Origin of the sequence: Burkholderia sp. MSMB617WGS (assembly GCF_001532025.2) — a bacterium.
GTDB lineage: Bacteria > Pseudomonadota > Gammaproteobacteria > Burkholderiales > Burkholderiaceae > Burkholderia > Burkholderia savannae.
Genome location: NZ_CP013457.1, coordinates 881,704 through 903,448 on the forward strand (window position 1 = coordinate 881,704; position 21,745 = coordinate 903,448).

19 protein-coding genes and 2 pseudogenes are annotated in these 21,745 nt (G+C 68.9%); 11 read left to right on the forward strand and 10 right to left on the reverse strand.

Annotated elements, in window-relative coordinates; translation table 11 throughout:
* Nucleotide 1 precedes the first annotated feature (1 nt).
* Complete coding sequence (locus WT60_RS04460) at nucleotides 2-907, reverse strand: NAD kinase (protein ID WP_059646122.1); 906 nt, start codon at nucleotides 905-907, stop codon at nucleotides 2-4.
* Here WT60_RS04460 and hrcA point away from each other — a divergent pair.
* From hrcA to WT60_RS04475, 3 genes and pseudogenes are all read left to right on the forward strand, one after another.
* Nucleotides 846-2,139: pseudogene (gene hrcA / locus WT60_RS04465) on the forward strand (heat-inducible transcriptional repressor HrcA). The gene WT60_RS04460 and the pseudogene hrcA sit on opposite strands and share 62 nt — an antisense overlap.
* A gap of 198 nt (nucleotides 2,140-2,337) precedes the next feature.
* Nucleotides 2,338-3,405 (forward strand): ferrochelatase, encoded by a 1,068-nt coding sequence (gene hemH / locus WT60_RS04470; protein ID WP_059583433.1) that lies wholly within the window; start codon nucleotides 2,338-2,340, stop codon nucleotides 3,403-3,405.
* Nucleotides 3,406-3,410: 5 nt separating this feature from the next.
* The gene (locus WT60_RS04475) at nucleotides 3,411-3,818 is read left to right on the forward strand and encodes an RNA-binding S4 domain-containing protein (RefSeq protein WP_038753327.1); all 408 of its coding nucleotides are present in this window, start codon (nucleotides 3,411-3,413) and stop codon (nucleotides 3,816-3,818) included.
* Here the strand turns inward: WT60_RS04475 and WT60_RS34320 are convergent.
* Nucleotides 3,790-3,951: a hypothetical protein gene (locus WT60_RS34320; protein ID WP_162836178.1), complete on the reverse strand. Its 162-nt coding sequence runs from the start codon at nucleotides 3,949-3,951 to the stop codon at nucleotides 3,790-3,792. The two genes, WT60_RS04475 and WT60_RS34320, sit on opposite strands and share 29 nt — an antisense overlap.
* Before the next feature lie 366 nt (nucleotides 3,952-4,317).
* On the opposite strand from WT60_RS34320, the gene grpE reads away from it, so the two are divergent.
* From grpE to WT60_RS04500, 5 genes and pseudogenes are all read left to right on the forward strand, one after another.
* Complete coding sequence (grpE, locus tag WT60_RS04480) at nucleotides 4,318-4,854, forward strand: nucleotide exchange factor GrpE (protein WP_059583436.1); 537 nt, start codon at nucleotides 4,318-4,320, stop codon at nucleotides 4,852-4,854.
* Between the two features lie 9 nt (nucleotides 4,855-4,863).
* Nucleotides 4,864-5,297, forward strand: a pseudogene (locus WT60_RS04485) (thioredoxin).
* Nucleotides 5,298-5,439: 142 nt separating this feature from the next.
* Nucleotides 5,440-7,389 carry a molecular chaperone DnaK gene (gene dnaK / locus WT60_RS04490; protein ID WP_038753329.1) on the forward strand — a complete coding sequence of 650 codons (1,950 nt, stop codon included), beginning with the start codon at nucleotides 5,440-5,442 and terminating at the stop codon, nucleotides 7,387-7,389.
* 263 nt (nucleotides 7,390-7,652) lie between these two features.
* Nucleotides 7,653-8,783 carry a molecular chaperone DnaJ gene (gene dnaJ, locus WT60_RS04495; protein WP_038753330.1) on the forward strand — a complete coding sequence of 377 codons (1,131 nt, stop codon included), beginning with the start codon at nucleotides 7,653-7,655 and terminating at the stop codon, nucleotides 8,781-8,783.
* A gap of 31 nt (nucleotides 8,784-8,814) precedes the next feature.
* A complete protein-coding gene (locus WT60_RS04500) occupies nucleotides 8,815-10,851 on the forward strand; it encodes a bifunctional anthranilate synthase component I family protein/class IV aminotransferase (protein ID WP_060355480.1) in 2,037 nt (678 codons plus the stop codon).
* A 557-nt stretch (nucleotides 10,852-11,408) separates the two neighbouring features.
* On the opposite strand, the gene panB is transcribed toward WT60_RS04500, so the two are convergent.
* The 6 genes from panB to hda all read right to left on the reverse strand — a co-directional run bounded on the left by panB (nucleotide 11,409) and on the right by hda (nucleotide 16,522).
* Nucleotides 11,409-12,224, reverse strand: coding sequence for a 3-methyl-2-oxobutanoate hydroxymethyltransferase (gene panB / locus WT60_RS04505; RefSeq protein WP_059646131.1), 816 nt, complete (start codon nucleotides 12,222-12,224; stop codon nucleotides 11,409-11,411).
* A 62-nt stretch (nucleotides 12,225-12,286) separates the two neighbouring features.
* Nucleotides 12,287-12,970 (reverse strand): deoxynucleoside kinase, encoded by a 684-nt coding sequence (locus tag WT60_RS04510; protein WP_060355481.1) that lies wholly within the window; start codon nucleotides 12,968-12,970, stop codon nucleotides 12,287-12,289.
* Nucleotides 12,967-13,494, reverse strand: coding sequence for a 2-amino-4-hydroxy-6-hydroxymethyldihydropteridine diphosphokinase (gene folK / locus WT60_RS04515; protein ID WP_060355482.1), 528 nt, complete (start codon nucleotides 13,492-13,494; stop codon nucleotides 12,967-12,969). The genes WT60_RS04510 and folK overlap by 4 nt, the downstream gene beginning before the upstream one ends.
* A gap of 35 nt (nucleotides 13,495-13,529) precedes the next feature.
* Nucleotides 13,530-15,092: a polynucleotide adenylyltransferase PcnB gene (pcnB, locus tag WT60_RS04520; protein ID WP_038753335.1), complete on the reverse strand. Its 1,563-nt coding sequence runs from the start codon at nucleotides 15,090-15,092 to the stop codon at nucleotides 13,530-13,532.
* Nucleotides 15,089-15,775: an HAD family hydrolase gene (locus WT60_RS04525; protein WP_059583445.1), complete on the reverse strand. Its 687-nt coding sequence runs from the start codon at nucleotides 15,773-15,775 to the stop codon at nucleotides 15,089-15,091. Before WT60_RS04525 ends, pcnB begins: the two co-directional genes overlap by 4 nt.
* Nucleotides 15,776-15,796: 21 nt before the next feature.
* Nucleotides 15,797-16,522, reverse strand: a complete 726-nt coding sequence (hda, locus tag WT60_RS04530) for a DnaA regulatory inactivator Hda (protein WP_038753435.1) — start codon at nucleotides 16,520-16,522, stop codon at nucleotides 15,797-15,799.
* Between the two features lie 45 nt (nucleotides 16,523-16,567).
* Here hda and WT60_RS34325 point away from each other — a divergent pair, with 45 nt between their 5' ends.
* The 3 genes from WT60_RS34325 to WT60_RS04545 all read left to right on the forward strand — a co-directional run bounded on the left by WT60_RS34325 (nucleotide 16,568) and on the right by WT60_RS04545 (nucleotide 18,489).
* The gene (locus WT60_RS34325) at nucleotides 16,568-16,837 is read left to right on the forward strand and encodes a hypothetical protein (RefSeq protein WP_156437401.1); all 270 of its coding nucleotides are present in this window, start codon (nucleotides 16,568-16,570) and stop codon (nucleotides 16,835-16,837) included.
* Nucleotides 16,812-17,867, forward strand: coding sequence for a phosphoribosylformylglycinamidine cyclo-ligase (gene purM, locus WT60_RS04540; protein ID WP_059583448.1), 1,056 nt, complete (start codon nucleotides 16,812-16,814; stop codon nucleotides 17,865-17,867). Before WT60_RS34325 ends, purM begins: the two co-directional genes overlap by 26 nt.
* Nucleotides 17,868-18,096: 229 nt before the next feature.
* A complete protein-coding gene (locus WT60_RS04545; protein ID WP_038753338.1) occupies nucleotides 18,097-18,489 on the forward strand; it encodes an SgcJ/EcaC family oxidoreductase in 393 nt (130 codons plus the stop codon).
* A 54-nt stretch (nucleotides 18,490-18,543) separates the two neighbouring features.
* Here the strand turns inward: WT60_RS04545 and miaA are convergent, their stop codons facing one another.
* Together miaA and mutL are read right to left on the reverse strand one after the other, a co-directional pair.
* A complete protein-coding gene (gene miaA, locus WT60_RS04550) occupies nucleotides 18,544-19,518 on the reverse strand; it encodes a tRNA (adenosine(37)-N6)-dimethylallyltransferase MiaA (RefSeq protein WP_038753339.1) in 975 nt (324 codons plus the stop codon).
* Nucleotides 19,515-21,554 (reverse strand): DNA mismatch repair endonuclease MutL, encoded by a 2,040-nt coding sequence (mutL, locus tag WT60_RS04555; RefSeq protein WP_060355483.1) that lies wholly within the window; start codon nucleotides 21,552-21,554, stop codon nucleotides 19,515-19,517. Before mutL ends, miaA begins: the two co-directional genes overlap by 4 nt.
* Between the last annotated feature and the right edge of the window lie 191 nt (nucleotides 21,555-21,745).

Genomic DNA, 21,745 nt, shown 5'->3' on the forward strand with positions numbered 1-21,745 from the left:
CTTATGCGTCGTCGTCTTCTTCTTCGCTCGACGGGTGTTCGTTCCAGTGCAGCTTCTTGCGCAGCGTCGCGTAGTAGCTGTAGCCGACGGGATGCAGGAACGGCACCGTGTGCTTCGAGCGGCGCACCTCGATCGTGTCGTTCAGCTCGAGTGCGGTGAACGATTGCATGTCGAAGTTCACGTTCACGTCGCGCCCGCTGATGATCTGGATCGCGATCTTCGAATCGTCCGGCAGCACGATCGGCCGGTTCGACAGCGCGTGCGGCGCGATCGGCACCAGTACGATCCCCTGCAGCTGCGGATGCAGGATCGGCCCCTGCGACGACAGCGCGTATGCGGTCGAGCCCGTCGGCGTCGCGACGATGAGGCCGTCCGAGCGCTGGTTGTACATGAACCGGCCGTCGACCGACACGCGCAGCTCGGCCATGCCGGAGAAGCCGCTGCGGTTGACGACGACGTCGTTGAACGCGAGCGCGTGGTAGATCGGCTCACCGCTGCGCACGATCCTCGACTCGAGCAGCGTGCGTTCCTCGCGCTCGTAGCTGCCCGCGAGCATCATCGGCACGACTTCCTGCATGTCGGACGCCGGGATGTCGGTGATGAAGCCGAGCCGGCCGTGGTTGATGCCGATGAGCGGCGTCTTGTACGGCGCGAGCTGGCGGCCGATGCCGAGCATCGTGCCGTCGCCGCCCAGCACGACCGCGACGTCGGCGCGCGCGCCGATCTCGGCGGGCGTGAGCGCCGGGTAGCCCGCGCTGCCGATCGCCTGCGCCGTGTCCGCCTCGAACACGACTTCGAAGCCGCGCTTCGCGATGCACGCGGCCAGCGACACGAGCGGCTCGGCGATGCCGGGCGTGTTGCTGCGTCCGACGAGCGCGACGGTATGGAATTGGTGGCCGATTTTCATGCCGGCATTACACCATAGCTCGATGACGAAAAGAACCGCTCGCCGGCCCGGGGGGCGGCAAAACGGGCCAAGGGCGGTCGCAAGCCGGTCGCAAGCCGGTGCAAGCGGGTGCAAGCGGGGCAAGCGGGGCAAGCGGGGCAAGCGGGGCAAGCGGGCGGCGCGCACGGGATGCTCGCGGGCGCCGCCCGGTTGCGCTAAAATTTTCCGTCATGCTAGATCCACGCGCACGAACCCTCCTCAAGACCCTGATCGAGCGGTATATCGCCGACGGTCAGCCGGTCGGATCGCGCACGTTGTCTCGTTATTCCGGGCTCGAGCTGAGCCCGGCGACGATCCGCAACGTGATGTCCGACCTGGAGGAGCTCGGCCTCGTGTCGAGCCCTCACACGTCGGCGGGGCGCGTGCCGACGCCGCGCGGCTATCGCCTGTTCGTCGACACGATGCTGACCGTCGAGTCGCCGATCGATGCCGACGCCGTCACGCGGCTCGTGCAGACCACGCTGCAGGCGGGCGAGCCGCAGCAGAAGGTCGTCGCGGCCGCGGCGAGCGTGTTGTCGAACCTGTCGCAGTTCGCGGGCGTCGTGCTGACGCCGCGCCGCAGCCACGTGTTCAAGCAGATCGAATTCCTGCGCCTGTCGGACAAGCGGATACTCCTCATCATCGTGACGCCCGAAGGCGACGTGCAGAACCGCATGATCGCGACGCAGCGCGACTACACGCCCGCGCAGCTCACCGAGGCGTCGAACTACATCAACGCGCACTTCGCCGGCCTGTCGTTCGACGAGGTGCGCCGCCGGCTGCGCGAGGAAATCGACGAGCTGCGCGGCGACATGACGGCGCTGATGCACGCGGCCGTCACGGCGAGCACCGAGGAGGCCGACGACGAGGAAACCGTGCTGATTTCCGGCGAGCGCAACCTGCTCGAAGTGGCGGATCTGTCGTCCGACATGGCGCGGCTGCGCAAGCTGTTCGACGTATTCGACCAGAAGACGAGCCTGCTGCAACTGCTCGACGTGTCGAGCCACGCGCAGGGCGTGCAGATCTTCATCGGCGGCGAATCGACGCTCGTGCCGATCGACGAGATGAGCGTCGTGACGGCGCCGTACGAGGTCAACGGCAAGATCGTCGGCACGCTCGGCGTGATCGGCCCGACGCGGATGGCCTACAACCGCGTGATTCCGATCGTCGACATCACCGCGCGCCTCCTGTCGATGACGCTCAGCCAGCAGTAACCGGTTCCGTCCGCGTTTCATCGCCGTTTCATCATACTTTTGCGGCATCCGACGCCGTTTTCCCCTCGCTCGAATCCGTCACCGCCATCGTGCCGGCGCGCCGCTCGCCGTGCAATTGGCCGGACGGCCGACTGGTGGCCCCGGGCCGCCCCGCTATAATGAGTGTCGTTCGATTCGGTGCCCAGGCACGCTCTTTCCATGCGTTTTGACCTCGAACCGCCGTCGCACGCGTCGGCCGCCCACCGCGTCGCCGTGCTGCTCGTCAATCTCGGCACGCCCGACGAGCCGACGCCGCGCGCGGTGCGCCGCTATCTCGCGCAATTCCTGTCCGATCCGCGGGTCGTCGAGATCCCGCAGCTCGTCTGGCAGGCTCTCCTGCGCACGCTGATCCTGCCGCTGCGCAGCCGCGCGTCCGCGAAGAAGTACGCGGCCGTCTGGCTGTCCGAAGGCTCGCCGCTGCGCGTGCATACGGAGCGCCAGGTCGAGAGCGTGCGGCCGCTCTTCGCGGCGAACGGCTACCGGGTGATCGTCGAGTACGCGATGCGCTACGGCACGCCGAGCATCGCCGACGTGCTCGCGCAGCTCAAGCGCGCGGGCGCCGAGCGCGTGCTGCTGCTGCCGATGTACCCGCAATATTCGGCGTCGACGACGGCCACCGCGTTTGACGCGGCGTTCGCCGCGCTCGGCCGGATGCGCAACCAGCCCGAGATTCGCACCGTGCGCCACTACGCCGACCATCCGGCCTACATTCACGCGCTTGCCGAGCAGGTTCGCCACTATTGGGCGGTGCACGGCCGGCCCGCGTTCGATTCGGGCGACAAGCTCGTGCTGAGCTTTCACGGCGTGCCGAAGCGCACGCTCGATCTCGGCGATCCGTACCACGATCAATGCCAGCAGACGGCCGCGCTGCTGATGTCCGCGCTCGGCCTGACGACGTTCGAGTGCCGGGTCACGTTCCAGTCGCGCTTCGGCAAGGCCGAGTGGCTGCAGCCCTATACCGCGCCGACGCTCAGGGAGCTGGGCGCGGCGGGCGTGCGCCGCACGGACGTGTTCTGCCCGGGCTTCACCGCCGACTGCCTCGAGACGATCGAGGAAATCGGGATCGAGGGGCGCGGCGAGTTCCTGCACGGCGGCGGCAAGGAGTTTCACCGGATTCCGTGCCTGAATGCGTCGCGCGCATGGATCTCGGCGCTCGGCGAGATCGCCGCCGAAAACCTGCAAGGCTGGCCGGTGCGCGCGGCGCCGGCACCGGAGGCCGTGAGCTGACCGCCATGAATTTCAAGATATCGACCGAACCCGGCGCGCGGCTGCGCATCGACAAGTGGCTCTGGGCCGCGCGCTTTTTCAAGACCCGTTCGCTCGCGGCCGACGCCGTCGAAAAAGGGCGGGTGAGGATCGGCGGCGCGGCCGTCAAGCCGGCGAAGGAGGTGCGCGTCGGCGATCGGGTCGACGTGACGATCGAAGGCGTCGTCTGGGAGGTCGACGTGCTCGGCGTGTGCGACGTGCGCGGACCCGCGAGCGTCGCGCAGACGCTCTACGCGGAAACGGAAGCGGGGCGGGAGAAGCGTCTCGCGGAACTCGAGCGGCGCCGGCATTTCCGCGAGCCGGCGGCGCAGTTGCACGGGCGGCCGACGAAGCGGGACCGCCGCGTCATCGACAGATTTTCGAATGAGAACTGAATAGCTGATCGAACGTCGCGCGTGCGCTGCCGTATTCGGTCGTCCGTTCGGTGACGGCGCCCGATAGGCAGATGGTCGTCGTGCCGGCGATGAGTACCAGCGCGACTGCCGAGATAGCGAAGGTCAGTTTCACGGTACTCCCCTCGAGAAGACGGGTGAAAGGGCCTCTGGTCCGGTGTCGGGCGACTGTCGGGGTAGGGTATACGTGCTCCGCGACACGCCTGATGGAAGTGTAGTTCAGCGCATTGGTGCGATCCAGCGAACGGTCGGTAAGGGTTGTTACAGGCCGTTTCGGCCCGAATTCGCGACGCGCGGCCGCATCGCACCGCAATGCGGCGCGATGCCTTCGCCGGGGGCGCGATTCTTGCGGAAACTCCTCTTGAATTTGCCGCCCCGGGCCCCATTTGCACCGATATTGTGCGGCGCCGGCCGTTTGCCCGCAAAAGCGCGGAACCGGTTGCCGTTTTGGCTTTAACCTCTAAACCGACTTTCTAGCGATATGGAAAACACGCAAGAGAACCCGACTGACCAAACGACTGAAGAAACCGGTCGCGAGGCGCAGGCCGCGGAAAACGCGGCGCCGGCTGCCGAAGCCGCGCTCGCCGAGGCTCAAGCCAAGATCGCCGAGTTGCAGGAAAGCTTCCTGCGCGCGAAGGCGGAAACCGAAAACGTGCGCCGCCGCGCGCAGGATGACGTCGCGAAGGCGCACAAGTTCGCGATCGAGGGCTTCGCCGAAAACCTGCTGCCCGTGCTCGACAGCCTCGAGGCGGCGCTCGGCGATACGTCCGGCGATCTCGCGAAGGTCCGCGAAGGCGTCGAGCTGACGCTGCGCCAACTGGCGAGCGCGCTCGAGAAGGGCCGCGTCGCGGCGCTCAATCCGGTCGGCGAGAAGTTCGATCCGCATCTGCACCAGGCGATTTCGATGGTGCCGGCCGACCAGGAGCCGAACACGGTCGTCGCCGTGCTGCAAAAGGGGTACACGATCGCCGACCGCGTGCTGCGTCCGGCGCTCGTGACGGTCGCGCAGTCGAAGTAAGCGGCGGCGATGGCGGGCACGGGCGTCGACGCGGCGGCGTTCGCGGCGTTCGACATGCGGGCGCTGGATGTCGCGAATTTCGACGCCGGGCTCGCGAGCGCGGGCGATGCGCTCGCCGCCGTGTCCTTCTGGGGCGCCCCCAAGGGGGCTTGGCTCGCGGCGCCGACTGCTTCAACTGCGAAATCGCGAAGAAGGCGATGCTCGCGAACCCTGACGCGATCCGTGCGCTCGGCCTCGAATGGTTCCATGGCGACGCCTACGAACATCGCGCGCTCGCGCGGCGCTTCGCGCTGCACGGCGTGCCGACCTGGTTGTTCTTTCGGCGCGTCAGGAAGCTCGGCCGGGCGACCAGCCGGCACGGGCTCGCGCAGTTCGAGGCGGCCGTCGCCGCGGCCCGCGCGAAGGCTGACGCCGCGGGCGAAGCCGGGCGTCCCGCCGATTGAAAAAATTTAATGGCCGCATCGTCTTCGGGGTCTTGAAAACGGCGCGGCCGCACTTATTTCGAGTGCAGAGTCGAATTTGGCGCGGCGCGGCGGATGCAACCCGGCGCGCCGCAGCGAACGGAATTTCTGGAGATTAGGAAAAATGGGAAAGATCATCGGTATTGACCTCGGCACCACGAACTCGTGCGTCGCCGTGATGGAAGGCAATCAGGTCAAGGTCATCGAGAACTCGGAAGGCGCGCGCACGACGCCGTCGATCATCGCCTACATGGACGACAACGAGGTCCTCGTCGGCGCGCCCGCCAAGCGTCAATCGGTGACGAACCCGAAAAACACGCTCTTCGCGGTCAAGCGCCTGATCGGCCGCCGCTTCGAGGAAAAGGAAGTGCAGAAGGACATCGGCCTGATGCCCTACAAGATCACCAAGGCGGACAACGGCGACGCGTGGGTGGAAGCGCACGACCAGAAGCTCGCGCCGCCGCAGGTATCGGCCGAAGTGCTGCGCAAGATGAAGAAAACCGCTGAGGATTACCTCGGCGAGCCGGTCACGGAAGCCGTGATCACGGTGCCGGCGTACTTCAACGACAGCCAGCGTCAGGCGACGAAGGACGCAGGCCGCATCGCCGGCCTCGAAGTCAAGCGGATCATCAACGAGCCGACGGCCGCGGCGCTCGCGTTCGGCCTCGACAAGGCCGAGAAGGGCGACCGCAAGATCGCGGTGTATGACCTCGGCGGCGGCACGTTCGACGTGTCGATCATCGAGATCGCGGACGTCGACGGCGAAATGCAGTTCGAAGTGCTGTCGACCAACGGCGACACGTTCCTCGGCGGCGAGGACTTCGACCAGCGCATCATCGACTACATCATCGGCGAGTTCAAGAAGGAGCAGGGCGTCGACCTGTCGAAGGACGTGCTCGCGCTGCAGCGCCTGAAGGAAGCCGCCGAAAAGGCGAAGATCGAGCTGTCGTCGGGCCAGCAGACCGAAATCAACCTGCCGTACATCACGGCCGACGCGTCGGGCCCGAAGCACCTGAACCTGAAGGTCACGCGCGCGAAGCTCGAGGCGCTCGTCGAGGAACTGGTCGAGCGCACGATCGAGCCGTGCCGGATCGCGATCAAGGACGCGGGCGTCAAGGTGTCGGACATCGACGACGTGATTCTCGTCGGCGGCCAGACCCGCATGCCGAAGGTCATGGAGAAGGTGAAGGAGTTCTTCGGCAAGGACCCGCGCCGCGACGTGAACCCGGACGAAGCCGTTGCCGTCGGCGCGGCGATCCAGGGCCAGGTGCTGTCGGGTGACCGCAAGGACGTGCTGCTGCTCGACGTGACCCCGCTGTCGCTCGGCATCGAGACGTTGGGCGGCGTGATGACGAAGATGATCAACAAGAACACGACGATCCCGACGAAGCACGCGCAGGTGTATTCGACGGCGGACGACAACCAGGGCGCCGTGACGATCAAGGTGTTCCAGGGCGAGCGCGAGATGGCGGCGGGCAACAAGCTGCTCGGCGAGTTCAACCTCGAGGGCATCCCGCCCGCGCCGCGCGGCGTGCCGCAGATCGAAGTGACCTTCGACATCGACGCGAACGGCATCCTGCACGTCGGTGCGAAGGACAAGGCGACCGGCAAGGAGAACAAGATCACGATCAAGGCGAACTCGGGCCTGTCCGAAGCCGAGATCGAGAAGATGGTGAAGGACGCGGAAGCGAACGCGGCGGAAGACCACAAGCTGCGTGAGCTCGCCGAATCCCGCAACCAGGGCGACGCGCTCGTGCACAGCACGAAGAAGGCGCTCACCGAGTACGGCGACAAGCTGGAGGCGGGCGAGAAGGAGAAGATCGAAGCGGCGCTCAAGGAGCTCGAGGACGTGCTGAAGAGCGCGTCGAGCGACAAGGCGGCGATCGATGCGAAGATCGAAGCGGTCGCGACGGCGTCGCAGAAGCTCGGCGAGAAGATGTACGCCGACATGCAGGCGCAGCAGGCCGGCGCGGCGGGCGCTGCCGGCGCGGCAGCCGAAGGTGCGGCGCAGGGCGGCGCGCAGGCGGCCGACGACGTCGTCGACGCCGACTTCAAGGAAGTGAAGAAGGACTGAAGCCGGGTCGAGGTTCGGCCGCGCCGGGCGCCCACGCGAGGCGCCCGGCGCGGCCTTCCCGGGTCCGTTGCTTCACTGCCGAATTGGCGGATCATACTTGCGCCTGGCGGGCCTCGCGGCTCTCCGGGCACATTTGTTTTATGGCGAGCGCCGCGCCGGCCGGCTTCTGCGGGCCGGCCGGCGCGGCGCTCAACCAGTCGCAAGACTTTACTGGAAGCGAGAGGAGCCGTTGCGCGCGCTTCGCGCGGCGGCATTGAAACGATATGGCGAAACGGGATTACTACGAGGTTCTGGGCGTCGCGAAGAACGCGAGCGACGACGAAATCAAGAAGGCATATCGCAAGCTCGCGATGAAGTACCACCCCGACCGCAATCCGGACAGCAAGGACGCGGAAGAGCATTTCAAGGAAGCGAAGGAAGCCTATGAAATGCTGTCGGACGGCCAGAAGCGGGCGGCGTACGACCAGTACGGCCACGCGGGCGTCGACCCGAACGTGGGGGCGGCCGGCGCGCAAGGCTTCGGCGGTTTCGCCGATGCGTTCGGCGACATCTTCGGCGACATCTTCGGCCAGGCGGCGGGCGGCGGCCGCGCGCGCGGCGGCCCGCAGGTGTATCGCGGCGCGGACCTGCGCTACAGCATGGAAATCACGCTCGAGCAGGCGGCGCACGGCTACGACACGCAGATCCGCGTGCCGAGCTGGGCGTCGTGCGGCGTTTGCCACGGCTCGGGCGCGAAGCCGGGCACGAAGCCGGAAACCTGCCCGACCTGTCACGGCCAGGGCACGGTGCGGATGTCGCAGGGCTTCTTCAGCATCCAGCAGACCTGTCCGAAGTGCCACGGCACCGGCACCTACATCCCGGAGCCATGCGTGCATTGCCACGGCTCGGGCAAGGTGAAGGAAACCAAGACGCTCGAGGTGAAGATTCCGGCGGGCATCGACGACGGCATGCGTATCCGCTCGGCGGGCAACGGCGAGCCGGGCATCAACGGCGGGCCGTCCGGCGATCTGTACGTCGAGATCCACATCAAGCCGCACTCGGTGTTCGAGCGAGACGGCGACGATCTGCACTGCCAGATGCCGATTCCGTTCACGACGGCGGCGCTGGGCGGCGAGATCGAAGTGCCGACGCTCGCCGGCCGCGCGTCGTTTACGGTGCCGGAAGGCACGCAGTCGGGCAAGACGTTCCGTCTGCGCGGCAAGGGCATCAAGGGGCTGCGCTCCAGCATCGCGGGCGATCTGTACGTGCACGTGCAGGTCGAGACGCCCGTGAAGCTCACCGAGCAGCAGCGCGATTTGCTCAAGCAGTTCGAGAAGTCGCTCGCGGAAGGCGGCCCGCGTCATAGCCCGCAGAGCAAGAGCTGGTTCGACCGGGTGAAGAGCTTCTTCGAGTGACGGACGGCACGCAGCACGCAGGTGATGCAGGATGACTGACGAAGCGGGCGCGGTGTTCGCGCTCTTCGACGATTGCGACTCGACCGCGGCAGCGCGGTCGAGTCGTTTGTATTTGGGGTTCTCGCACGAGCGCGTCTGCGCCGATCCGGCCGAGCTCGACGCGGTGTGCGCGGCCGTCGCCGACGATGCGCGGCGCGGGCTGCACGCGGCCGTGCTCGGCGATTACGAATTCGGGCGCGACCTGCAGCTCGGAACGCGCGGCGGCGGCGCGCTGCGTTTTCTGCTGTTTTCCGAATGCGCGAAGCTGTCGCGCGACGAAGTCGACGCGTGGCTCGCTTCGCGCGACGGCGGCTTGGCCGAGCCGTCGGCGGCGGGCGTCGCGCACGTGACGAAGAGCGTCGCGCGCGACGCGTTCGACGCGGCGATCGCCGCCGTGCACGACGCGCTGCGCGCGGGCGACTCGTATCAGATCAACTACACGTACCGGCTGCGCTTCGAGGCGTTCGGCGCGCCGCTCGCACTGTATCGCCGCCTGCGCGCGCGCCAGCCGGTGCGCTACGGCGCGCTCGTCGCGCTGCCGGGCGGTGCGTGGGTCGTGTCGTGCTCGCCGGAGCTGTTCGTCGAGAAGTCGGGCGCGCTCCTGCGCGCGCGGCCGATGAAGGGCACCGCGCCGCGCTCGGACGATCCGCGCGAGGATGCGGCAGCGGCCGTGTTTCTCGCGAACGACGCGAAAAACCGCGCCGAGAACGTCATGATCGTCGATCTGCTGCGCAACGATCTCGCGCGGATCGCGCGCACGGGATCGGTGACGGTGCCGGCGCTCTTTTCGGTCGAGCCGTATGCATCGGTGTGGCAGATGACGTCGACGGTCGAAGCCGGCATCGTCGGCGGCGCGACGTTCGCCGACGTGCTGCGCGCGCTTTTCCCGTGCGGCTCGATCACGGGGGCGCCGAAGCACAAGACGATGCAACTGATCGACGCGATCGAGACGACGCCGCGCGGGCTCTATACGGGCGCGATCGGTTGGCTCGATGCGCCGCCGGACGACGGCGGGCGCGAAATTGCCGGAAAGGGCGGTGCGGCCGACGTTCCTTCGGCGCGCGCGCCGAAGGATGGCGGCCACGGATCGACGCATAACGAACCGCGTGCGGAAACCGCCGCGAAAAACCGAGAGGCGCATGCGTCGAGCGAACCCCGCTCGTGCGCCGCGACGCATGCGTGCGGCGACTTCTGCCTGTCGGTCGCGATCCGCACGCTGACGCTCGCCGCGCCGGCGGCCGACGGCGCGCGGTGCGGCACGATGGGCGTCGGCGCGGGCATCGTGCTCGACAGCGTCGCCGCCGACGAATATGCGGAGTGCGAATTGAAAGCGCGATTCCTGACCGATGCCGATCCCGGCCTTCAGCTGTTCGAGACGATGCACGCGACGCGCGAGGCCGGCGTGCGCCATCTCGAGCGCCATCTCGCGCGGCTGCGTTCGAGCGCCGACGCGCTCGGCTTCGTGTTCGACGAAGCGCAGGCGAAGCGGCGCATCGACGCGCGCTGTGCGCAGCTCGCCGATGGCGAGCACCGCGTTCGCGTCGCGCTTGCGAAGGACGGCGCGCTCGATGTCGCGGCCGCGCCGCTTGCGCCGCTCGCGGGCGACGCGGTCGACGTGCTGCTCGCCCCCGAGCACGGCTTCGCGCCGATGCGCTCGGGCGACCTGTTGCTCGCGCACAAGACGACGCGCCGCGCCGATTACGATCGCGCGTGGAAGGACGCCGAGACGTACGGCGCGTTCGACATGCTGTTCTTCAACGAGCGCGGCGAGCTGACGGAAGGCGGGCGGGCGAACGTGTTCGTGAAGCTGGACGGGCGCTGGCTCACGCCGCCGCTGGCGTCGGGCGTGCTGCCGGGCGTGATGCGCGGCGTGCTGCTCGACGATCCGGCGCTGCAGGCGTCCGAGTGCGTGCTCACGCTCGACGACGTGCTGCGCGCCGACGCGCTGATGCTGACGAACGCGCTGCGCGGCGCGGTGCCTGCGCGGCTCGTGCGAGGCGGCGAGACGGCGGCGGAACGGGGGCGATAGGCGCGCCGGCGGCGGCCGGACACGCGCTCGTTTTGTGGCCCGGCCCGCGACGACTGCAGTCGGCACGGTCTGGACGGGCGGCGTTGTCGCGGCGACGGGCATGCTCCCGAGCGAGGGCGGCCGCGTCGACGTGCGCCGCAGGCCGCGGTTGCCGGTTCGCGGTTGCGGCCTGCGGGTTGCATGATGCGGCGATCGCGCGAGCGCGGCGACGGTGGCGGCGTGCGCGCAACATCGATATCGCATCAGGAGCGGCATACGCGTGGAGCGCCCGATCAGCCGCGGTCGGGCGGCGGTCGACGGGCCGCGCGGAGCGCCGCATTGTTTCGACAGGGCGGCTCGCACCGGCGCGAGCTCCGAGGCGCGGCGCCGTTCGGGCGCGCGCGCCACGAATGCATCGGCTTGTGCACCCGCCCGCTCTCGCATTGCGCCGCGACCAATAAAAAAGCGGCATCCGCCTGCGTCGGATGCCGCACTTTTTTGACGGTGCGGCGCCCGAACCTCGCTTGCGCCGCGTAAGCGAAGCGCCGCCGTGCGAAACGATTCGGACGGCCGCGCCGTCAGAACGAATGCTCGGGCCCGGGGAAACCGCCGTCCTTCACCGCGCGCACGTAAGCCTCCACCGCCGCGAAGATGCCCGGCTGCCCGTGCATGAAATCCTTGACGAAGCGCGGCCGCTTGCCCGGGAAGATGCCGAGCATGTCGTGCAGCACGAGCACCTGACCCGAGCACTCGACGCCCGCGCCGATGCCGATCGTCGGAATCGACAGCTCGCGCGTGACTTCGGCCGCGACGAGCGTCGGCACCGCTTCGAGCACGACGAGTTGCGCGCCCGCTTCCTCGACCGCGCGCGCGTCGCGCAGCAGTTGCGCGGCGCCCGCTTCCGTCTTGCCCTGCACCTTGAAGCCGCCGAACGCGTGAACCGACTGCGGCGTGAGCCCGACGTGCGCGCACACGGGCACCGACCGCTCGACGAGGAAGCGCACCGTGTCGCCGAGCCATTCGCCGCCTTCGAGCTTGACCATCTGCGCGCCCGCGCGCATCAGCTTCACCGCGCTCGCGAACGCGTCGGCGGGCGTGCCGTACGTGCCGAACGGCAGGTCCGCGACGACGAGCGCGCGCGGCTGCGCGCGCGCGACGCAGGCAGTGTGATACGCGATGTCGTCGAGCGTGACGGGCAGCGTCGTCGTCTGGCCTTGCAGCACGTTGCCGAGCGAATCGCCGATCAGCAGCACGTCGACGTTCGCGCGGTCGAGGAGGGCGGCGAAGCTCGCGTCGTAGCAGGTCAGCATCGCGATCTTCTCGCCGGCTTCACGCATCGCCTGCAGCTTGGGTACCGTCACGGCCGGTCGGCTGGATTCCTGGAGGTAGGTCATGGGAGGTCCGATTCGATGGTGAAAGAAAGGGCGGCGTCGCGACGGGCGACCGCGCGCGTGCGTCAGCGCGCGCTGCCGCCCTTGACGAAGAATTCCTTGCGGCCGCGCATCGACGCGATGCGGTCGACGAGCAGCGCAAGGTCGTCGGGGGAGTCGAGCGGATTCAGGTGCTCGGCCGCGACCGTCAGTACGGGCGTACGGTCGTAGTGATAGAAGAATTCGTTGTATGCGTCGCAGAGCGAGCGCAGATAGGCATCGCCGATCTGCAGCTCCATCGGCTCGCCGCGCTTCTGGATTCGCGCAAACAGCACTTCGGGGCTCGCCTGCAGATAGACGACGAGGTCGGGGGCGGGCGCCGGCGTGTCGAGGTGCGCGGCGAGCGACCGGTACAGCTGCCATTCGTCGTCGGGCAGCGTGAGCCGCGCGAAGATTTCGTTCTTCTGCGGCATGAAATCCGCAACGATCGGCGTGTTCGCTTCGTATGCCGCAGCAATCTCGCGCGCCTGGCGCTCGCGCTGCAGCGCGAACGCGAGCTGCGTCGGCAGCGCGTAGCGCGCGGTGTCGCGATAGAAGCGTTCGAGAAACGGGTTGTCCTGCGGGCGTTCGAGGAGCGCGCGCATCGACCAGCGTTCGGCGAGCAGCGTCGCGAGCGTCGTCTTGCCGACGCCGATCGGCCCTTCGATCGCGAGGTAGCGGCACGGCGGCCGCCAGTCGGGGGCAGTGACGGTGAGCGGTGTCGAGTTCATCGGCAGCGGTTTTTTTCGGCGGCGGCCCGCATGGCCAGGCACTGGCAGGTCTGGACCTTCTCGATGCGCTGGTGCGCGACGTCCGCGAGGAATTCGTCGGCGCGGCCGCGCGCGGGAATCGCGAGCGCCGGCTCGATCTCGACGAGCGGCACGAGCGCGAACGCGCGTTCGGTCAGGCGCGGATGCGGGACGACGAGGTCGGGTTCGGCGATCGTCAGTTCGCCGTAGAGCAGGATGTCGATGTCGAGCGTGCGCGGCGCGTTCCGGTACGGACGCTCGCGGCCGAAGTGGTGCTCGATCTTCTGGCAAAGCGCGAGGAGCGCACGCGCGGCGAGCGTCGTGTCGATCTTCACGACGCAGTTGTAGTAATCGCCGCCGTCCGCGTCGACGGGCGCCGTCCGGTACAGGCTCGACTTGCCGAGCACCGTGATGGTGTGCTGCTGGGCGAGGCAGACCACTGCGTCCTTCAAGGCCTGGCGCGCGTCGCCGAGATTGGCCCCCAGCCCGAGATAAGCAACCGTCATGGCTTTCCTTCCTACGTCGTTCGACGGCGCAAGCGTCAGTCGTTCGCGTCGGACTCGCCGCGCACGGCGCCTTCCGTGCCCTCGGCGCTTTCGTCCGTCCGGCGGCTGCGTCCGCCGCGGCGGCGCCGCTTGCGAGGCGACTTGTCGCGGCTGCCGCCCTGCGTGAGGAGAGCCTCGCGCGTCGCGGCGTCGCCGTCGATGAAATCCGTCCACCACTGTCCGACGGCGGGATCGAGCTCGCCGGATTCGCAGCGTAACAGGAGGAAATCATACCCCGCTCTGAATCGTTGGTGTTCGAGCAGCCGCAGCGCGCTGCGGCCGGAGCGCTTCTCGAGGCGCAACTGCAGCCCCCAGATCTCGCGCATGTCGGCCGAATAGCGCTTGTGGATCGCGAGCTTCTCGGTCTGCATGTCGATCACGTCGTCCATCGCGCGATTGATCGCGGGAACCGGATACTCGCCGTTTGCGGCGTACTGCTCGAAGCGCTGGCGCATGTCGTGCCAGAGGAGCGTCGCGAACAGGAAGCCGGGCGACACCGGCTTGCCCGCGCGCACGCGCGCGTCGGTGTTGTTCAGCGCGAGCGTGACGAACTTCTCGCCCTGCGGCTGTTCGAGCACGACGTCGAGGAGCGGCAGCAGCCCGTGGTGCAGCCCCTGCTTGCGCAGCTGCTTCAGGCACGCGAGCGCGTGGCCCGACAGCAGCAGCTTCAGCATCTCGTCGAAGAGGCGCGCGGCCGGCACGTTGTTGATCAGATCGGCGAGCTCCTTGATCGGCTCGCGCGTCTTTTCCTCGATGTCGAAGCCGAGCTTCGCCGCGAAGCGCACGACGCGCAGCATCCGCACCGGGTCCTCGCGGTAGCGCGTCGCCGGATCGCCGATCATCCGCAGCAGGCGCGCGCGCATGTCGGCCATCCCGTCGTGATAGTCGAGCACGGTCTGCGACGCGGGATCGTAGTACATCGCGTTGATCGTGAAGTCGCGGCGCGCCGCGTCCTCGTGCTGCTCGCCCCACACGTTGTCGCGCAGCACGCGGCCGCTCGCGTCGACCGCGTGCGTGCGGCGGTCGAGCTCGTCGCGCTTCAGGCGCTTCGCGGGCGCGGGGTCGGCGGGCTCCTGCGGCGCGTCGACGAGCGCGCGGAACGTCGACACCTCGATCAGCTCCTGCCCGAACTGCACGTGGACGATCTGGAAGCGCCGGCCGATCAGCCGCGCGCGGCGGAACAGGCGCTGGACCTCGGTCGGCGTCGCGTCGGTCGCGACGTCGAAATCCTTCGGCGCGATGCCGAGCAGCAGGTCGCGCACGGCGCCGCCGACGATGAACGCGCGAAAGCCCGCTTGCTGCAGCGTGTCGGTCACGCGGATCGCGTTTTTCGAGATGAGCGCGGGATCGATCGCGTGAACGCTCGCGGGCACGACGGTCGGCTCGCCGTTGCGAGCCTTCTTTGGCGCGCTGCGCGCGGATTTCGCGCGGCTCGCGGCGGCGGGCGCGGCCGATGCGCCGCCAACGGCGGCTTCGCGCGGGGCGGCCGGGGCCTGCGGCGCGTCTTGCGCCTCGCGGGCGTCCTGCCCGAACAGCTTGCGGATGAGTTTCTTGATCACGACGGTTGGAAGAGGTCGAGGATGCGCCAGCCGTGTTCGCGTGCGTATGCGCGCAGCGTGTCGTCGGGATTGGTCGCGATCGGGTCGGTGACTTTTTCGAGGAGCGGAATGTCGTTGTGCGAATCGCTGTAGAAGTAGCTGCGATCGAAGTCTTCCCAGCGCTTGCCGAGCGACGCGAGCCACGCCTGCGTGCGCGTGATCTTGCCTTCGCGGTAGCTCGGCGTGCCGCGCGGGCGGCCGGTGAACGCGGAGTCGGGACGGCCGTCGACGGTTTCCACTTCGCACGCGATCAGCGTGTCGACGCCGAACGCGGTCGCGATCGGGCGCGTGATGAATTCGTTCGTCGCGGTGACGATGCAGCAGAGGTCGCCCGCGTCCTGGTGCCGGCGCACGAGCTCGATCGCGGCGGGCAGCATCGCCGGCCGGATCACCTCGTGCATGTACTGGTCGTGCCATTGCGCGAGCTGCGCGCGCGAATACTTCGCGAGCGGCGTGAGCATCGCGCTCAGGTACGCGTGGATGTCGAGCTTGCCGGCCTTGTAGTCGGCGTAGAAGCGGTCGTTCTGACGCGAGAAGCTGTCCGCGTCGACGATGCCGAGACGGACCATGAAGCGGCCCCACTCGTGGTCGCTGTCGGTCGGGATCAACGTGTGATCCAAGTCGAAAAGTGCCAAATTAGTCATGGATGCGCATTTTACTTGAAGCTACTTGAACCGGCCCGGGGCGGCCTCGTCGCGCTCCGGCGCGGCCAGCATCGCGCGCAGGAGCGGCAGCGTCACCGCGCGCTTTTGCTCGAGCGAGAAGCGGTCGAGCGCGTCGAGGAGCGCCATCAGGCTCGGCATGTCGCGGCGGAAATGGGTAAGGAGGTAGAACGGCACGTCGTCGGCGAGCGCGATCCCGCGCTCCTTCGCCGCGTGCTTGAGCACGGCCACCTTGCCTTCGTCGGTGAGCGGCGCGAGATGGAACACGAGCCCCCAGCCGAGGCGGGTGCGCAGGTCCTCGCGGACGTCGAGCGCGAGCGGCGCGGCGGGGCCGGCCGCGACGAGCGCCGTCATCGGATGCGCGCGCACTTCGTTGAACAGGTTGAAGAGCGCGATCTGCTGCGCATCGTTGAGCGCGTCGCAGTCGTCGACCGCGTAGAGCGACGCGCGCGGATCGAACACGAACGCGTCGAGCCCGCTTTGCGGGCTCACGTAGCGCGCGTGGCCGTACGTCGTGTCGTGCACGAGCGCCTGCAGCAGGTGACTGCGGCCGCTGCCCGCTTCGCCCCATACGTAGAACGTGCGGTCGGCCACGGGGCCGGCCGCGAGCGCGAGATCGAGCTCGCGCAGGCGCGTGACGAGCTCGGCGTTCGTGCCCGAGTAGAAATTGTCGAACGTCGCGGGCGGCGGGGTGCCGAGGTCGAGCGTCAGTTGACGGGATACAGTCACGGTGCGAATCGGGTCCGGTGTTGCGTGCCCGAAGGGCGGCGGCGCGTGAACGGCATCGTCGGCGAGCGTCCGCGTCCGCGGCCGCTCGCGGCGGGCCGGCAGGCGGCGCGCCGCGAGCGGGTGGCCCGCCGTGCGGCGGCGCCCGCCAGGCGAGGGCGCGGCCGCTCGAGCGGCGAAAACGGTGACGAATGGAGCACGATGCGTTCCCTGATGAATCGATGCGGGGAATTCCGGCCGCCCGGCCGGCTTCGGGTAAAATCGCATTTTACCGACCTTCTCGCATTCCCCCATGAATCCTCCGAAATCCGCTCCTGACGCTCAAGGTCTGTCCTATCGCGACGCGGGCGTCGACATCGACGCGGGCGATGCGCTCGTCGACAAGATCAAGCCCTTTGCGAAGAAAACGCTGCGCGACGGCGTGCTCGGCGGCATCGGCGGGTTCGGCGCGCTGTTCGAAGTGCCGAAGAAGTATCGCGAACCGGTGCTCGTGTCGGGCACCGACGGCGTCGGCACGAAGCTCAAGCTCGCGTTTCATCTGAACAAACACGACACGGTCGGCCAGGATCTCGTCGCGATGAGCGTGAACGACATCCTCGTGCAGGGCGCCGAGCCGCTGTTCTTCCTCGACTATTTCGCGTGCGGCAAGCTCGACGTCGACACGGCCGCGACCGTCGTCAAGGGCATCGCGCAGGGCTGCGAGCTGTCGGGCTGCGCGCTGATCGGCGGCGAGACGGCGGAGATGCCGGGCATGTATCCGGACGGCGAATACGATCTGGCGGGCTTCGCGGTCGGCGCGGTCGAGAAGAGCAAGATCATCGACGGCAGCACGATCGCCGAGGGCGACGCGGTGCTGGGCCTCGCGTCGAGCGGCATCCATTCGAACGGCTTCTCGCTCGTGCGCAAGATCATCGAACGCGCGAATCCGGACCTGTCGGCCGATTTCCACGGCCGCTCGCTCGCCGACGCGCTGATGGCGCCGACCCGCATCTACGTGAAGCCGCTCCTCGCGCTGATGGAGAAGATCGCGGTGAAGGGCATGGCGCACATCACGGGCGGCGGCCTCGTCGAGAACATTCCGCGCGTGCTGCGCGACGGCCTCACCGCCGAACTCGACCAGCGTACGTGGCCGCTGCCGCCGCTGTTCCAGTGGCTGCAGCAGCACGGCGGCGTCGCCGACGCGGAAATGCACCGCGTGTTCAACTGCGGGATCGGGATGGCCGTGATCGTATCGGCCGCCGATGCGGACGAAGCGCTCCGCCAGCTGACCGACGCCGGCGAGCAGGTGTGGAAGATCGGCGCCGTGCGCGCGAGCCGCGAGGGCGAGGCGCAGACGGTCGTGGTCTGACGCGCCGCGCCGTCGGGATGTTCATCGAAAGCCGCCCGGAGCCGATCCGGGCGGCTTTTTTTCTGGGCCGCGCGCTGCGCCGATGACGGCCGCGCATGGGGCCGGAGCAAGTGCCGAAGCGCCAGCAGCCTTGCACGGGACGGGATTAGGCGCTGATGCGCCGAGTTTCGTCGACGTCCGCCCGGCATGAGCGCTGAAGCGCCACCTGTGGTCGATAGGAGGAACGACGATGACCGACGACGAACACGCGATTCGCGAACTGATCGAAACCTGGTTCGTCGCGAGCCGGCGCGGCGATCTGACGACGGTGCTCGATCTGATCGCCGACGACGCGATCTTCATGGTGCCCGGCCGGCCGCCGTTCGACAAGGCGGCGTTCGCCGCCGCGTCGCGGGACGCGAATGCGGTGAGCCCGCCGCCGCGGATCGACGGCCGCTACCGGATCGACGAATTGCGCGTGCTGGGCGACTGGGCGTACCTGCGCAACTTCCTCGAAATCGACGTGACGCCGCCGGGCGGCGACACCATGCGCCGCTGCGGCCATACGCTGACGATCCTGCGCAAATCGGACGGCCGCTGGCGGCTCGTGCGCGACGCGAATCTGCTCGCGTCGCCCGCCTGACGGGCGGGGCGGGCGGCGTGCAGCCCGTCAGGCCGGCGCGCGGCGTGCAGCCCGTCAGGCCGGCGCGCGGCCGTCGAGCACCCGCTCGAGCGCGTCGACCGCGCGCGCGGTCGCGTCCGTGGCGCAGCAATCGACGACGACCCGCTCCGGCATCGCGCGCAGCCATGTCAACTGCCGCTTGCAGAGCTGCCGGGTCGCGAAGATGCCCTTGTCGCGCATCGTCCGGTAGTCGGTCACGCCGTCCAGATACTCCCACGCCTGCCGGTAGCCGACGCAGCGCATCGACGGCAGGCCGAGATGCAGATCCTCGCGCCGGCGCAGGCGCTCGACTTCGTCGATGAAGCCCGCCTCCAGCATCGCGTCGAAGCGCGCGGCGATGCGCGCGTGCAGCACCGCGCGGTCCGACGGCTCGAGCGCGACGGGCACGAACCGCAGGCCCGCCGCCGCGTCGTCGTCGCGCGGCGGCGCGGCGAGGAGCGCGGACATCGGCCGCCCCGTCAGCCGATACACCTCGAGCGCGCGCTGAATGCGCTGCGAATCGTTCGGCGCGAGCCGCGCGGCCGTCGCCGGATCGACGCTCGCCAGGCGCGCGTGCAGCGCGGGCCATCCGTCGCGCGCGGCTTCGGCGTCGAGCGTCGCGCGCACCTCCGGGTCGGCCGCCGGCAGGTCGTTCAGGCCCTGCGTCAGCGCCTTGTAGTAGAGCATCGTGCCGCCCGCGAGGAGCGGCGTGCGGCCGCGCGCGGCGATTTCGGCGACGACGCGCAGCGCGTCTGCGCGGAATTCGGCGGCCGAGTAAGCGTCGGCCGGATCGACGATGTCGATCAGATGATGCGGCACGGCTGCGCGCTCGTCGCGCGTCGGCTTCGCGGTGCCGATGTCCATTCCGCGGTAGACGAGCGCCGAATCGACGCTGACGATCTCGATCGGCCGGCGCGCGGCGAGCGCGAGCGCGGCGGCCGTCTTGCCGGACGCGGTCGGGCCGAGCAGGCACGCGACCGTCCGCGCGGGTGCTGCGGTGCGTTCGCTCATTGGCCGCGCATGAAGAGCCGGTCGAGATCGCCGAGCGTCAATTGATACCAGGTCGGCCGGCCGTGGTTGCATTGGTCCGCGCGCTCAGTCGCCTCCATCTGGCGCAGCAGCGCGTTCATCTCGTCGAGCGTGAGCCGCCGGTTCGCGCGCACCGCGTGATGGCACGCGAGCGTGCCGAGCAGTTCGTGCTGGCGCTCGGTCAGCACCCGCGAGCCGCCGAATGCGTGCAGATCCGCGAGCACCGCGCGCGCGAGCGCCTGCAGGTCGGCATCCTTCAGGAGCGCGGGCACCGCGCGGATCGCGAGCGTCGTCGGCGACAGCACCGCGAGATCGAAGCCGAGCGCGTCGAGCGTCTCGCGCTCTTCCTCGGCCGTGCCGATCTCGACGGGCGTCGCGCTCATCGACACAGGAATCAGCAGCGTCTGCACGGCCACCGTGCGGTCGGCGAGCGCGCGTTTGAACTGCTCGTACAGAATCCGCTCGTGCGCGGCGTGCATGTCGACGATCACGAGGCCGCGCGCGTTCTGCGCGAGCACGTAGATGCCGTGGATCTGGCCGACCGCGAAGCCGAGCGGCTGCTCGTCGTGCATCGGGAGGGCGGACGCATCCGCCGCCGAGAACGCGGGCGACGCGGCGCCGCCCGGCATGGTCGCGAAGCGGTGAGCGCTCGGCGTATCCGCTGCATCCGTCGCGTCGCGTGCCTCGAGCCCGTCGCCCGTCGTTCCGTGCGGCGTGCCCGCGTCTTTCCGGCCGAAAAGCGCGTCGTACAGCGCGAGCGGTTGCGCGACGGGCAGCGTGCCTTGCGTCATCCGCGATTGCCGCAGCCATGTGTTGCCGGGCGCCGGCTGGCCGGCGCCGGCGTCCGCGCCGGCCGCGAGGCCCGGGCGGACGAACGACGCGCCCGGCGCGGCGAACGATTCGGTCGACGCCGGCTCGACCGGCGAAAGATGCGCGGCGTGGCCGCCCGCGGTCGTTTCCGGCGATGCGCCCGCATGCCGCGCGAGCGCGCGCTGCACCGCATGGAACACGAACTGGTGGATCGAGCGCGAATCGCGGAAGCGCACCTCGATCTTCGACGGATGGACGTTCACGTCGACGGCTTCCGGCGGCAGGTCGAGGAACAGCACGTACGACGGATAGCGGTTGCCGTGCAGTACGTCCTCGTACGCGGCGCGCGCCGCATGCGTGAGCAGCTTGTCGCGCACGAAGCGGCCGTTGACGAAGAAGTATTGCTGGTCCGCGCGGCCGCGGCTCGCGGTGGGCAGCCCCGCGCAGCCGTAGACGGCGAGCGGCCCGGCGCGCTCGTCGAGCGGCAGATGCGCGCTCGAGAAGCCTTCGCCGAGAATCTTCGCCACGCGCGCCGCCGGCTCGCTCGCGTTCCAGTGCTCGACCGCGCGGCCGTTGTGCAGCACCGAGATCGCGACGTCCGGCCGCGCGAGCGCCGCGCGGCGGATCATCTCGAGGCAATGGCCGAATTCGGTCTGCTCGCTCTTCAGGAATTTGCGGCGCGCTGGCGTGCTGAAGTACAGCTCGCGCACTTCGATCGTCGTGCCGCGCGTGCCGGCCGCGGGCGCGAGCACGCCCGTCTGCGCGTCGATGCGCGTCGCGTGCGCGGCCTCCTCGGTGCGGCTCGTGATGAACATTTCGGCGACCGATGCGATCGACGCGAGCGCCTCGCCGCGGAACCCGAGCGTCGCGACCGCCTCGAGCTCGGCGAGCGAGCGGATCTTGCTCGTCGCGTGGCGCATCAGCGCGAGCGGCAGCTCGTCGGCGGGAATCCCGCAGCCGTCGTCGGTGATCGAGATGCGCTTGACGCCGCCTTCGTCGAGCATGATGCGCAGCGTGCTCGCGCCCGCGTCGAGCGCGTTTTCGACGAGCTCCTTGACGACGGACGCGGGCCGCTCGACCACTTCGCCCGCCGCGATCTGGCTGATCAGCTGATCGGGCAGCGGCTGGATCGCGCGCAGTTGGCGCGGCGCGGACGGGGAGGCGCCGTCGGGCGTCGCGCCCACGGCGGAATCGGTGAATTCGGACATGGCGGAATTATAGCGAGCCTGTGCCGGGCGTCGCCCGCCGCGCTCGGTGCGCGACGTCGCTCGCCGACCAAATTTCACGGTCGCTTAAGGCACTTTCGGTATCATGACAGCATGGATTTTTCGCATCCGGCCCTGCTTCTGGCCTTTTTGCGGCCGGCGCGCGCTCACTTCGTCACCGACACAAGGAAACG

Bases quoted from the DNA above. Each gene is read 5' to 3' on its own strand.
- WT60_RS04460 (WP_059646122.1), bottom strand. From the start codon at position 907: ATGAAAATCGGCCACCAATTCCATACCGTCGCGCTCGTCGGACGCAGC.
- hemH (WP_059583433.1), top strand. From the start codon at position 2,338: ATGCGTTTTGACCTCGAACCGCCGTCGCACGCGTCGGCCGCCCACCGC.
- panB (WP_059646131.1), bottom strand. From the start codon at position 12,224: ATGACCTACCTCCAGGAATCCAGCCGACCGGCCGTGACGGTACCCAAG.
- WT60_RS04545 (WP_038753338.1), top strand. From the start codon at position 18,097: ATGACCGACGACGAACACGCGATTCGCGAACTGATCGAAACCTGGTTC.
- mutL (WP_060355483.1), bottom strand. From the start codon at position 21,554: ATGTCCGAATTCACCGATTCCGCCGTGGGCGCGACGCCCGACGGCGCC.
- WT60_RS04525 (WP_059583445.1), bottom strand. From the start codon at position 15,775: ATGACTAATTTGGCACTTTTCGACTTGGATCACACGTTGATCCCGACC.
- WT60_RS04510 (WP_060355481.1), bottom strand. From the start codon at position 12,970: ATGAACTCGACACCGCTCACCGTCACTGCCCCCGACTGGCGGCCGCCG.
- dnaK (WP_038753329.1), top strand. From the start codon at position 5,440: ATGGGAAAGATCATCGGTATTGACCTCGGCACCACGAACTCGTGCGTC.
- WT60_RS04500 (WP_060355480.1), top strand. From the start codon at position 8,815: ATGACTGACGAAGCGGGCGCGGTGTTCGCGCTCTTCGACGATTGCGAC.
- miaA (WP_038753339.1), bottom strand. From the start codon at position 19,518: ATGAGCGAACGCACCGCAGCACCCGCGCGGACGGTCGCGTGCCTGCTC.
- folK (WP_060355482.1), bottom strand. From the start codon at position 13,494: ATGACGGTTGCTTATCTCGGGCTGGGGGCCAATCTCGGCGACGCGCGC.
- WT60_RS04475 (WP_038753327.1), top strand. From the start codon at position 3,411: ATGAATTTCAAGATATCGACCGAACCCGGCGCGCGGCTGCGCATCGAC.
- purM (WP_059583448.1), top strand. From the start codon at position 16,812: ATGAATCCTCCGAAATCCGCTCCTGACGCTCAAGGTCTGTCCTATCGC.
- grpE (WP_059583436.1), top strand. From the start codon at position 4,318: ATGGAAAACACGCAAGAGAACCCGACTGACCAAACGACTGAAGAAACC.
- dnaJ (WP_038753330.1), top strand. From the start codon at position 7,653: ATGGCGAAACGGGATTACTACGAGGTTCTGGGCGTCGCGAAGAACGCG.